The sequence below is a fragment of the Phormidesmis sp. 146-12 genome, from assembly GCF_052939495.1.
Genome location: NZ_JBJPHS010000020.1, coordinates 47,587 through 59,948, shown reverse-complemented (window position 1 = coordinate 59,948; position 12,362 = coordinate 47,587). Strand labels below are relative to the sequence as shown.

At 47.6% G+C, this 12,362-nt stretch carries 12 protein-coding genes, 1 tRNA gene and 1 CRISPR repeat array (1 of these 14 running past the window's edge); of the genes, 7 read left to right on the top strand and 6 right to left on the bottom strand.

The genetic code is table 11. The annotated features are described in order from the left end of the window. Positions 1-762: a CRISPR direct-repeat array (repeat unit 36 nt; unit sequence GTTTACCGATTACTTCAAATCGGATTAGTTGGAAAC) (it extends 380 nt beyond the left edge of the window). Between the two features lie 287 nt (positions 763-1,049). Further along, a complete protein-coding gene (locus tag ACKFKF_RS11470) occupies positions 1,050-2,258 on the top strand; it encodes an RNA-guided endonuclease InsQ/TnpB family protein (protein WP_446867835.1) in 1,209 nt (402 codons plus the stop codon). Position 2,259: 1 nt separating this feature from the next. Here ACKFKF_RS11470 and ACKFKF_RS11465 read toward each other — a convergent pair whose 3' ends face one another. The 4 genes from ACKFKF_RS11465 to ACKFKF_RS11450 all read right to left on the bottom strand — a co-directional run bounded on the left by ACKFKF_RS11465 (position 2,260) and on the right by ACKFKF_RS11450 (position 3,793). Continuing rightward, a complete protein-coding gene (locus ACKFKF_RS11465) occupies positions 2,260-2,601 on the bottom strand; it encodes a hypothetical protein (RefSeq protein ID WP_446867834.1) in 342 nt (113 codons plus the stop codon). Beyond that, the gene (locus ACKFKF_RS11460; RefSeq protein ID WP_446867833.1) at positions 2,598-2,990 is read right to left on the bottom strand and encodes a hypothetical protein; all 393 of its coding nucleotides are present in this window, start codon (positions 2,988-2,990) and stop codon (positions 2,598-2,600) included. The genes ACKFKF_RS11465 and ACKFKF_RS11460 overlap by 4 nt, the downstream gene beginning before the upstream one ends. Before the next feature lie 267 nt (positions 2,991-3,257). Next, positions 3,258-3,545, bottom strand: coding sequence for a hypothetical protein (locus tag ACKFKF_RS11455; protein WP_446867832.1), 288 nt, complete (start codon positions 3,543-3,545; stop codon positions 3,258-3,260). After that, a complete protein-coding gene (locus ACKFKF_RS11450) occupies positions 3,542-3,793 on the bottom strand; it encodes a hypothetical protein (protein WP_446867831.1) in 252 nt (83 codons plus the stop codon). The genes ACKFKF_RS11455 and ACKFKF_RS11450 overlap by 4 nt, the downstream gene beginning before the upstream one ends. 226 nt (positions 3,794-4,019) lie before the next feature. On the opposite strand from ACKFKF_RS11450, the gene ACKFKF_RS11445 reads away from it, so the two are divergent. Together ACKFKF_RS11445 and ACKFKF_RS11440 are read left to right on the top strand one after the other, a co-directional pair. Then, positions 4,020-4,193 carry a hypothetical protein gene (locus tag ACKFKF_RS11445; RefSeq protein ID WP_446867830.1) on the top strand — a complete coding sequence of 58 codons (174 nt, stop codon included), beginning with the start codon at positions 4,020-4,022 and terminating at the stop codon, positions 4,191-4,193. Between the two features lie 217 nt (positions 4,194-4,410). Beyond that, a complete protein-coding gene (locus ACKFKF_RS11440; protein WP_446867829.1) occupies positions 4,411-7,635 on the top strand; it encodes a glycoside hydrolase family 15 protein in 3,225 nt (1,074 codons plus the stop codon). Positions 7,636-7,658: 23 nt separating this feature from the next. On the opposite strand, the gene ACKFKF_RS11435 is transcribed toward ACKFKF_RS11440, so the two are convergent. Together ACKFKF_RS11435 and ACKFKF_RS11430 are read right to left on the bottom strand one after the other, a co-directional pair. Beyond that, entirely contained in the window at positions 7,659-7,901 is a 243-nt protein-coding gene (locus ACKFKF_RS11435; RefSeq protein WP_446867828.1) for a hypothetical protein, read from the bottom strand. A gap of 211 nt (positions 7,902-8,112) precedes the next feature. Then, positions 8,113-8,901, bottom strand: coding sequence for a thermonuclease family protein (locus ACKFKF_RS11430; RefSeq protein WP_446867827.1), 789 nt, complete (start codon positions 8,899-8,901; stop codon positions 8,113-8,115). Between the two features lie 566 nt (positions 8,902-9,467). On the opposite strand from ACKFKF_RS11430, the gene ACKFKF_RS11425 reads away from it, so the two are divergent. From ACKFKF_RS11425 to ACKFKF_RS11410, 4 genes are all read left to right on the top strand, one after another. Further along, positions 9,468-9,839 carry a hypothetical protein gene (locus ACKFKF_RS11425; RefSeq protein WP_446867826.1) on the top strand — a complete coding sequence of 124 codons (372 nt, stop codon included), beginning with the start codon at positions 9,468-9,470 and terminating at the stop codon, positions 9,837-9,839. A gap of 174 nt (positions 9,840-10,013) precedes the next feature. Next, positions 10,014-10,085: transfer RNA gene (locus ACKFKF_RS11420), tRNA-Lys, on the top strand. A gap of 147 nt (positions 10,086-10,232) precedes the next feature. Then, entirely contained in the window at positions 10,233-11,312 is a 1,080-nt protein-coding gene (gene aroC / locus ACKFKF_RS11415) for a chorismate synthase (protein ID WP_446867825.1), read from the top strand. A gap of 179 nt (positions 11,313-11,491) precedes the next feature. Further along, positions 11,492-12,361, top strand: coding sequence for a tetratricopeptide repeat protein (locus ACKFKF_RS11410; protein ID WP_446867824.1), 870 nt, complete (start codon positions 11,492-11,494; stop codon positions 12,359-12,361). Position 12,362 lies beyond the last annotated feature (1 nt).

Here is a 12,362-nt window from a genome sequence, read left to right as displayed (position 1 = left end):
GATTACTTCAAATCGGATTAGTTGGAAACCTTCAAAGCCATTCTGCCCAACACCACCAGGTAAAGGCGAGTTTACCGATTACTTCAAATCGGATTAGTTGGAAACAGCGTTGAAACGAGGTGGAGTTGAAACCGCTGCCTTGAGTTTACCGATTACTTCAAATCGGATTAGTTGGAAACATGTGCCCAGATTCTCGTGATGAACCAGCAGTCAACGAGTTTACCGATTACTTCAAATCGGATTAGTTGGAAACTGAAAGCTAAAGGCCGCAACATGTGATCTTCTACGCCGCGTTTACCGATTACTTCAAATCGGATTAGTTGGAAACTTTTGCTGCTGCACGTTGGTTCCCCCGTTATTGGGTTTACCGATTACTTCAAATCGGATTAGTTGGAAACAGCACCTTTTACCAAGCTGTCGTAATTTGCCTGGTGTTTACCGATTACTTCAAATCGGATTAGTTGGAAACCTTAACAGGAGCAAGCAGCGCAGGAATTTGATTTTCAATGTTTACCGATTACTTCAAATCGGATTAGTTGGAAACGTGCCTCCTTTGCCTACTCGACCGATGATCGCGTTGAGTTTACCGATTACTTCAAATCGGATTAGTTGGAAACTTAGGAGTAGTAGCTACGTAAATATCTGTCCTGTAACACGTTTACCGATTACTTCAAATCGGATTAGTTGGAAACACCTCAGAATTTCTACCGTAACCCGCAGCTTCAGGTTTACCGATTACTTCAAATCGGATTAGTTGGAAACAAACTGGAGGACGGAAGAACGAGGACGGAGGGCGGAGGACAAGAAAGAAAACGAGGACGGAGGACAAGAAAGAAAGGAAGCCGTATCTTGAATTTCTGATCTTTTTCCCTTCCTCTTCCGTCCTTCAAAAAGTGAGAAGAATGAGGACAGAGAGAAGAAAATTAACTCTTCTCGCGGAATTCCCCATCCGTCTATACGGTGGGGATGGATAGCGAGGGGCGCAAGCCCCAATCTCTTTGATATCAGCACGAATTTACAACAAATGGAATTCGTGTTAAAATAGCAACATGAAGAACGTTGTCAGGGTCAGAATTTATCCGACTACCGAACAAAAACAAGTGCTATCACAGGCGTTTGGTTGTGCCCGTTGGTACTGGAATAATTCGCTGAACACAACGAATGAACTTTACAAAGAGACAGGAAAAGGCTTATCTCAAGTCGGAATGAATAGCCGACTACCTGCTCTCAAGAAAGAGTATGAGTGGTTAGGCGAAACTTACAGTCAAGTGCTGCAAAGCGTGTCGCTAAACCTGTCTAGAGCGTTTGTCAACTTCTTTGAGGGACGGGCATCGTTCCCAAACTTCAAATCGAAGCATGATAAGCAATCAATCCAGTACCCTCAAAAAGTCCAAATCGTTGACGACAATCAACTGAAGTTCCCCGGCAAACTAGGCGTTGTTTCTGCCAAGATTCACCGCACATTTGAGGGCAAGATCAAAACTGTCACCGTCAGCATGAATCACGCAGGGAAGTATTACGCCTCTCTGCTATTTGATGATGACTTACCGGACATTAAGATTTCTTCAGACGGTAAGGCGGTTGGTATTGATGTCGGTCTAACTCACTTTGCTATCACTTCAGACGGTTCTAAGTTTGATAATCCTAAGCCTCTGAAAAAGCGGGCTAAGAATCTGAAGCGTAAGCAGCAAAAGCTGTCTCGCAAAGTAAAAGGATCAAATCGTCGCAAGAAAGCGCGTCGCGTTGTGGCGCGGGTACATGAAAGAATTGCAAACTCTCGGAAAGACTTCCAGCACAAGCTATCTCGCAAACTGGTGAACGAAAACCAAGTCATCGTTGTTGAGAATCTGGCAGTCAAAAGCATGGTGAAAAATCACTGTTTAGCCAAAGCAATCAGTGATTGTGGCTGGTCAGAATTTACCAGACAACTAAAATACAAGGCGGAAAAAGACGGGAAGACCTACTTAGAAATCGGTCGGTTTTTCCCATCGAGTAAGACTTGTCACGTTTGCCTCAATCAAGTCGGTAGCCTGTCTCTCGATGTGCGTAGCTGGACTTGCTCCAATTGCCAAACAAAGCATGATAGAGACGTGAATGCAGCTATCAACATTCGAGATGAAGGCTTGCGAGTATTAGCGTTAGGGACTAGCGCTACTGCCAATGGACGGAATGTAAGTCCGAGGGCTGGAAGGAAATCTTCCGTGTCTAAGGCTGTTCCGGTTGAAATTGGAAGCCCCATCCGCCATGCGGTGGGGTAGTTCACGCAGCATCCTTAGGCGAAGTTTTGCCTGCGTGTCCACGCCATAGACGAACAGCTTTGTTTGGGTCGTCGGGGGTTATCCGAGTCGCTAAAGACTCCCATTCCTCTAGCAGTTTCTCATGCTGTTCATCGGTGATGTCGGCAAACTCCCTCAAAACAGCCACTACGTGCAGTCCGATTGCTGTTTCCAGATATCGAAGGCTAATTTCGTAATTCAAGCTGAGTTGCTGTAGCACTTCTGAGGAATTGTCAATTTCTGTTAAATCAACAAACAAGATGGCTTGCCCTGGTTTCGCCCCAACGGGAAGTCTTAGGCTTTCAAGTTGTTCAATTGCGTTCATTTTTGCTCCTTTGATTGAGTGGCTTTGAACCAGCAGCGATATTGTTGATTTGCTCCCTGCTTTGGTTTTGATGGTTGCTGCACCCAGGAAACCTCAACACCATCTCTTAAAGCTTTCTCTCGACAGATTCGATTTGCTTCTTCTGGGCTTGATGCAAGAATTGGCTCATCGTACTCTACAACTTCTTCTGTTTCTGGATCGTTCAGCATTGGCATTGGGCTAACGGGTGCCAGTGGAGTCGGCGCGGGTGCTGACTGAGAAGGCGCACTGTAACTCCCTCCGTTGCCGCCGCCTACTGGAACTGGGTACAGTTCATTTGGCTCACACGCTGTTAGCAGGAGGAGAAACGTCAATAGTTTTAATGGTTTAGCCCTTAGAAAATCCGGCATAATTTTGTTTGCTCCTTTGTTGGTTTCTTCAACATGGGGGAAGCCGTCTCAGTGGGGTGCTTGTAACACTCCACTAGGCGCATCTCGCATTAGTATAGTCATACTACCTTATAGGTTTGGAAGATAGATATCAGTCGTGAAGATTCTGTCAAGACGAAAGATTCTGGGCTGATCTGTTGGATGCTTGAGAGAGTAGTGGTTCCTCGTCGTTACGTAGCTCTAGCCGAAGGCATTCGCCAATCACCCGCTCAATGCGTTTCGCATAGCTCAAAGCATCAACTCGTCACCACCCGCGCTTACATCCCTGGGCACAGGGGTTTTACGCGCGACGGTAAACACTTGTTGTTGAAATGAATCACCTTGACGAATTGGTAAGATCAAACACTCACTCAGGGTGACTGGAGACGTAACCACGCGAATCAAACTCGACTCTATATGGTCAAATACCGCATCCATGATGGCAAGATAGGCAGGATACTGATCGATGTAATAAATTACTGGGGCCGAATCTAGAAATAATCGGCTCACCTGCTGAAAAGCAGTCTCAAGCTTCATAGACCCTCAACTGCCCGATTTTCTCGTTCATCCCACTCGCGACGTAACTGATTTACCCATGCTTGAGCATCTTGTCCTCCTAGCACGTTGGGAGCAGCACCCCGCAACTCTTGCCAACTCCGCTTTGAGTAAGTTTGAGCCACTGCGCGGCGCTTCAATTGCTCTGCTGCATGGCTGATCACTTCCAGTTGTTCTTCCGGTGTCAGTTGCTCAATTTCCTGCAACACTTCTTGTAACGACAAACTCATAAACCCAACCTCCTGAGATTTTCTAGAATTGCTGTCTCCAGTTTAGAACTTTCCATAAACGAACGAGGACGCAGAAACTTGACGGAACTGTACCTACCACTTTGTGACAGTTGGATCGTCTTTGATAACTCAGCATCGGAATATCAGTTAGTTGCGGAAGGTATTCTCAGGCAGCCTCCCATTATTTATGATCAAGACACCTGGACTCAGATCAACAGGAGTGACCATGACTGAAGCCGAAATCAGAATTCAACATCAAAAAATCAAAGAGGGTGTCAAAGTTGCTATCGCTCAAGCCCTCAAACGCCACCGCAGACTTGGAGAATCGATCGCTGTCTGGCAAGATGGAAAAGTTGTCATTCTAGAAGCAGACGAAATCCCTCTGATGCGTCTAAAGTAGCTGCATACATTCATGAAACGTGAATTCGATGGAGTTTTCTCGCTTCGCTATTGGGCACTTCTGCCCCCCAACCTCCCAATTTTGAAGGACTGTGAATCAAAAAATAATCTGATGCGATCGCTGATCCTCCCACCTCAACCCATTAGCTCATAAGATATAGGGATCTGGATCAGGGTGATTCAGAAGTTTATCCTTGATGGCTTCATTTAGGAAGAGTATGGCAGTCAAACCCAGCGATTTAGAGACTCGTCTCAACCATTACTATGAGCAGGTTCGAGCGATTATTCTTAGTCGCCAAAACCCCATTTCTGGGTTGCTTCCTGCGAGTACGGCCGTCAACGCTCACGGAGACTACACCGATGCCTGGGTACGAGACAACGTTTACAGCATTCTCGCCGTCTGGGGATTGGGACTCGCGTATCGCAAATTAGATACTGACCTGGGACGCACCTTTGAGCTAGAACACAGCGTCATCAAATTGATGCGGGGCTTGCTGTTTGCGATGATGCGCCAGTCCAAAAAGGTCGAGAAATTTAAAGAAAATCAGGCTCCCCTGGATGCGCTTCACGCTAAATACGATACAGATACGGGGGATGTCGTCGTGGGTGACGATGAATGGGGCCACTTGCAACTGGATGCCACGTCGATTTTTTTGCTGATGTTGGCGCAGATGACCTCATCGGGGCTGGCGATCGTCTTCACCCTTGATGAAGTCAACTTTATTCAAAATCTCGTCTACTACATCGGACGCACCTACCGCACACCCGACTTTGGCATCTGGGAACGAGGCAACAAAATCAATCACGGCAACCCCGAACTCAACGCCAGTTCTGTGGGCATGGCCAAAGCGGCTCTCGAAGCCATGAATGGGCTAAATCTGTTCGGCGTGCGAGGGAGTCAGACTTCTGTTATTCACGTATTACCCGACGAAATCGCCCGCTGTCGCACGACATTGGCATCCTTGTTGCCCAGAGAATCAAGCTCCAAAGAAGTCGATGCGGCGCTGTTGAGTGCGATCGGCTATCCTGCGTTTGCTGTCGAAGATGAAGAACTGGTCGATCGTACCCGCAACAAAATCATTGACCTGCTAGAGGGCAACTATGGCTGCAAGCGATTCCTGCGTGACGGACACCAAACCGTCTTAGAAGACACTAGCCGCCTCCACTATGAGCCGTGGGAACTCAAGCAGTTTGAACATATTGAATGTGAATGGCCGCTGTTTTTTACTTACCTGGCGCTGGATGGATTGTTTCGCGGCGATCGCTTGCAGGCTCAAGAATATCTGCAACTTTTGGATCGGCTGGTCGTCGAGCGAGACGGCTTAAAACTGCTGCCTGAGTTGTACATTGTGCCAGAAGCGACGATCGAGGCTGAAAAAGCCAAACCTCACACTCAGACGCGCATTCCCAACGAAAACGTCCCGTTAGTCTGGGCCCAAAGTCTCTATCTATTGGCCCAAATGCTCAGTGATGGGCTGCTGGCGGTGGGCGATGTCGATCCGATCGGGTGCCATCTTCGCATCGGGCAAATTCGTAAAGCCACCGTTCAAATCGCGCTGCTGGCCGAAAATGAGGCGCTGCAAACTCGACTCGCCGCCAATAATATCGAAACTCAAACCCTCAAGCAGGTCGAACCGATCCAAATTCGTCACGCGAGAGAACTGGCTGCCGCTTACGCTCAAGTCGGACGCAACGATAAATTGGGGCTGAGTGGACGACCCATGCGCCGAATGCGAGGGCTAACTACCTCTAGAATCTTCAAAATTTGTGGAGAAACGATCGCCTTCCTGCCGTCCTTTTTAGAACCTGAGCGCTTCTATCTAACGCTCGATTATCACTTTCTGGTTTCCAGCATCAAAAGCGAACTCGCCTACATCCATCGCCACTGGAATCATCTAGGCAGACCGACGATGACGCTGCTGCTGACTAATGAAATGCTAGACCTCGGACGAGAAGCGCTGCTCAATCTTGTACAAGAATTTCAAGAAGGGCTTTGTGGAGATGTACCCGTCCAGCTAGGTCGCCTCAATCAAATTATGCTAACGTCTGGGACTGAGCGAATCGATTCTCTATATGACTTTGAGTTTGAATCTTCCTCCGTCACGGCGCTCACAGTCACAAAGTATTATCTACCCTACAATTTAGAGCAAAATTATCCTCTCAGCCTCACTCAAGAATTCAAATTGGAGTATGAAACTGATGTCGATGCTTTATTAAACAATCTGCGCGAGTCAACCAATCTATATGAACAAATTGAGCTTCTCAGCACCCTGACCCGCCTAAAGGGATTAAACTTTGATGCTCAGGTTGGGTCTGCTCCCGTCACTGTGATGGACTTACTCAATGAGGTCTACGCCAAAGCCAGTAAAGGCGACAAATCAGGGTCACCCTATTGGGGTGTAGTGCGGCGGGCGGCGGGCTTGCTTGATAAGGTTGATGTGGGACTGTCCGATGCGGTGACGGATATTGTAGTGCGACAAAAACAGATCGCTGTCGGTCGCGCTTATAGTGAAGATTCGCTGATTATGCAGCCGCTTCCTTATACAGAAGTGTTGGAAAAGATTCGTCACTTTTGTCGAGAAGATATTCGCGATCGCGTCCTCACCCAAGAGACTTTAATCTATCTCAGTTTACTGATCAAATCGGAGCCGGATTTATTTAAAGGATTGCTCACGTTACGAGTTGGCTATTTGATTCTCTTAATGACCAGCGACCTGGCCCGAGAACTCAAAGTCACCCAGGATGAAGCGTATGAACAATTGATGCGCCTCAGTCCATTTGAGATCAAAACTCGACTCCGACAGATTCTCGAAAGCTATGCTGACTTTAATCGCGCCCTGTTTAAACAAGAATCGCTGCGGGTAAAACTGCCCGATCGCGGTATCGATTGGGTCGTCATGTTAGATGAACAAACCGAAGTCGAACCTGCTAATCAAGATTGGTGGCGCAAACGTCAATTAGATGGCGCGTTAAATCGAGTTCCCAAAGATTTTTACCCCAGCGTATGGCAGCTTTTACATCACTGTAAGGGATTAGTAATTGGTGATAAATTAGAGCGACGCAACCGCCTCGATAGTGAGTCTCTGATCATGGAAATGACTGCTGGCGAAAAGAATTTTGCACTGCAAGTAGAACACTTGTTAAACAAAATTCAAGCGCCTGAATACCGTCAAGTGAATGTAGAAGCCCTCATGGAGTTATCGACTCTGACTGAACGCAACCCTGATTTGAGGATTGAAGAGTATATCGTCTTGGATGTATTAGTGGGCCATGCAGTTCGGCTTGCCTGGATTGATAAAAATATTCACTTAAGCGATCGCTACGATGAACATAAAGGAGTTGCCTGGCGATCGTTCTATGAAAGTTCACCCTACGACTGTGCCAGCTATATTGCCAAAGCTATGCGCTTCTTAACCCAACTCGGACAAGCCAGCCAGGTTTGACGTGAATTCGCTTGATGTTAGAGCTATGAAATTACAGCGTACGCCAAAGAAACCCACAGCGGCAGCCAAGTGCGGAATCCTTTAACTTGATAAATTGAGAATGCGATCGCCAGCACACCCGCAAGTAAGAGATAATACACTCGAAAATTGCTGAGTAGCTCCAGGGGACAGCGCCACCAAAATAGAACACCGACTGAGAGAAGGGTTGTAATAATTAACAGACCATACAGAAAGAACTTGATAAGCTGACCGAGCGATTTAGTCATTATTCAACAAGGTTCAAACTTGAGTCCTTCTATTCTTCTACTCTTTTACGGATCTAGTGTGCAGTTCATGTGGCAAGACGACTAACATTCCTAATCACTCGCCGTAGATGACCCTGAACCTCAAACAGATCAACTTTTAGCGACTTGTACAGTGGAATTTTGAAGTACAACAGCGACTGAGAAAATCTGCGAACAAACAAGAATCCTCAGCTTATTCGCGGAATATCAACTCTTCTGGTTTGTACTGAAGCTTTAATTTGTCTCCGCTGACGCTCATCGCGGTAGAAAACTTAATTGATCTTTGATCAGGAACTGTGAACAAGCGATCGCTTCCTCGTGCTAGAGATTCAACAAACTGCCGCACCGTTTTTGTTTTATTTGAAGGGCGACCGTAGAATGATTCCAGTCGTCGCCATAGTTTTGGAAAGATAGGAGGGAGTTCAGCAAGATTGACTGGCGGTTTGATGGTGACTCCTTTAGTCGATGCATCTTTCGCCCAAATCCCTTTGTCTGCCTGCCGAGCGACTTTCACAGCTTCAGTCATCTCATCCCGCAGTTCTTTATAGAGCGTCTCATAGAACATGGGATAAACCAACCCCTCTATTAGCAGTTGATAGTTGATACTTTGCTTAAGTAAGTCGCCCTCTAAGAGAATATCTGTGCCATCTGCATTAGGTGAATTGCCTGTAAACACAAAGCAAACAGGTCTGCCGTTTTTGTCCGTGTGGCTAGACAAGATGTATCCTGGCAATCCATTTTTATTACCACCCAATAGTTCAATATTGGCTTCAGTCGCATCGGATGAAAAAGGTTTTTTCGCTGCCTTTTCTAGCGCGTCGATGGCTTCATATCGAAGTTGTACTTCTCCGCCTGGTTTAATATCAACTTGTCCTTCTAACTGGTCAAATAGGGTGTCATCATCAGCCAAAAATCTCACAGAGTCACCATCTGGAAAACCGCTTTTTGGATTGAAGACACCTTTAATGATGAGAAATCCCATTTTCTACTCTCCCAATTTGGTTGCAGTTACAGTTTGTGCTGGTGCGCCTGATTCCTTCTACAATCCTCAAGCTTCCATTTCCGTATTGTCTTCTCTAATCTCCCCATTCCAAACGACCTCGCCAAATCTGGCGTTGCTGAATCAGGGGATGAATTGCCCAAAGCGGAGAGAAACCCAAGGTTCAAAGTCCCCCAATTTTAGGGGATTTAGGGGGCGAAAAGATGGACACTTCCCACAGATTCATTCCTCCAATCAGCAACGCCCCAAATCTAAAGGCGCTACTCCCTTCAAAAATTGATATTCCAAAAAATCAAAAATCTGTGTAAGATATTCCGCAGGTGGATATCACGCCCCGGAAATCTGATCTGGACAATCGGATCTCCGAGGACTTCCACCTAAGTTAAGAGCACTAACTTCGGAGGCGTTCATGATTGTACTACGTCTGCTTTGCGATGGGATCTTGAAAGGTTGGAATCAAGATCCTGCATATACTTCACACAACTGGGGAACGTTTGAGCCGTCAGCGTTCCCATCCTCTTTGCACTAAACAGAGAGGACAAAACAACATGGCCGTTAGGAGACACCTTCCTGACTCGGTTTCGTTTAGCTTTGAGTTGCAATGCTCATTAGTGAGACGTTACCAAGTCACCGTTACGTTGGATTTGCAAGACCGTTTGATTTTTGTACCCTCTGGCATTCTCTCGGATGTCAGGAATTGTATTGAAGAGTTTGTTGAACAATTGAGTGAAGTTGCCTCAAATCAACTGGCGTATCTCAAATGGGATGGCACGAGCGATTTGACCACTGAATATCAAGTGATTCGCGTGTTAGCGGGCTATCAAGTGCAGCGGTCTTTAATGAAGTTCGACATTGTCATGGGGGCTGGTTCACTCATACATTTGGAGGAATTGCACAACAAAAAAACGATCGAACTGTAGAAGCTGAGGGAGTCGATTATGAGAAACAGCCTGACTACGCTTTGCAGCTCACTCAAACTGCGCGATAGGTTGGTTGCTCGGCTCCCTTTCTTCAAAACTTACAGAGGCTCAAAATCTTTTTTCACAAATCTGCTTCAGTGTGCTAAATTTATATACGGCATGGCAATTGCACCAGGGTCGCTAGCTCAGTGGTAGAGCATTCGGCTTTTAACCGACTGGTCCTGGGTTCGAGTCCCAGGCGACCCATTTTTAACAGAGAGTAGGAGACTTCTTCTACTCTTTTTTAATGGCAATCCGTCGGTTGAGAATGAGAGAATAGACGGATCTCGCGTCTGTTGATCCACCCTTTTGGGGATACGATCGCACACATCACACAACTTATCTCACAACACTATGGGCAGCACCTTCGGTCATCTCTTTCGCATCAGCACCTTTGGCGAATCTCACGGGGGCGGCGTTGGGGTCGTGATTGACGGCTGTCCCCCTTTGATTGAGATTTCTCCTCAAGAGATTCAGTTTGAACTCGATCGCCGTCGCCCCGGTCAAAGCAAAATCACCACACCGCGCAAGGAAGCCGATCAGTGTGAAATTCTATCCGGTGTCTTTGAGGGCAAAACTTTGGGCACCCCGATCGCGATTCTTGTCCGCAACAAAGACCATCGATCGCAGGACTACAGCGAGATGGCTAATACGTATCGTCCGTCTCACGCTGACGCAACCTATGACGCAAAGTATGGCATTCGCAATTGGCAAGGGGGCGGTCGATCGTCGGCGCGAGAAACGATCGGACGAGTGGCAGCAGGCGCGATCGCCAAAAAAATTCTGCGCGAACTGGGGGTCGAAATCATTGCTTATGTAAAACGCATCCAAGAATTGGAGGGTGCGATCGACCCCAACACCGTGACCTTAGAACAGGTCGAAAGCAATATTGTCCGCTGTCCGGATGCTGAGTGCGCCGATCGCATGGTGGATTTGATCGAGCAGATTGGCAAACAGGGCGACTCGGTGGGCGGTGTCGTGGAATGTGTGGCGCGTCACGTTCCCAAAGGTCTGGGAGAGCCTGTGTTTGACAAGTTAGAGGCGGATTTGGCAAAAGCAGTGATGTCTCTACCTGCAACCAAAGGGTTTGAGATTGGCTCTGGGTTTGCAGGCACGCTGATGACCGGGAGCGAACACAACGACGAATTTTATTCAGATGATGGCGAAGTCCGCACCGTGACCAATCGATCGGGCGGTGTGCAGGGGGGCATTTCCAACGGCGAAAATATTCTGCTCCGCATTGCGTTTAAGCCGACAGCTACCATTCGGAAAGAGCAGCGCACGGTCAATGATGAAGGGCAAGAAGTAACGCTGGCAGCAAAAGGTCGTCATGATCCCTGTGTGTTGCCGAGAGCGGTGCCGATGGTGGAAGCGATGGTGGCGCTGGTGCTGTGCGATCATTTGCTACGTCAGCGCGGGCAGTGTGGGGGTTGAGGAAGAACTTCGATGATCTGTTCCCCCTTTGGGGGTAATCCGCTTTGCGAGGAGGGATGAGGGATGAAGTCATTTGTAGTGGGATGTCGTGGGAAGGGACGATCTCTTCGAGTTACCCGCAAGGGGTCGCAAAAAAGCGGCTTCCTGTTATGATTGCTGCGATTCATTAAATCATTCTCATGCTTCAGCGATCGCTTCCCTCACTGTTGTCCGTCACTATTTTGATCACAGGCTTTACGTTGGCTCAAGTGCCTGTATTGGCTCAAAGTGGTGGGCAGGCTGAAATTAAGGTGACTCAAGGGTTGCAGTTTATTCAGCAGGGGAGGGTGAACGAAGCGATCGAGTCCTTTCGTCAGGCTACAAAACTCGATCCTAAAATGTCGGCGGCTCACTACAATTTGGGGCTGGCACTGCGGCAACAGGGACAACTTCAAGCATCTGCGACTGCGTTTTATCAAGCGACACAGGCTGATCCAAATTTTGCGCTGGCCTATGCAAATCTGGGAGCGGCTTTGATTGAAGGAAATAACTTGCCCCAGGCGCGAGACTATCTACAGCGATCGCTCGAACTCGACCCCAAACTCGGACTGTCACACTACAATCTAGGGCTGGTTTTAGAACTCCAAAACGACTTACCGGGAGCGATCGCAGCCTTTCGCCAAGCGGCACAGCTCAGTCCCAATGCTCCGGAGCCGCTCTATCACTTGGGATTAGCCTATCGAAAACAGCAGAAATTGGGAGACGCGATCGCGGCCTTTCGGCAGGCGATTCAACGTAATCCTGGGTATGCGGAGGCGCACTATAGTTTGGGATCGATCTTCTTTGTGCAGGGAGATTTGGAAGCGGCGCTGAAAGCGTTTCGGCAATCGTCACAGGCAAACCCAAATTATGCAAATGCTTACTATGCTGCGGGTCTGGTGTTTATCAAGCAAAACAAATTAAAAGACGCTCAACAGGTTCTCAAATACGCCAAAAACCTGTTTGCGTCTCAAAAAAATCAAACTTGGGCGACAAAGGCAGATCAGCAGCTTCGTCGAATCAGTCGTTAAA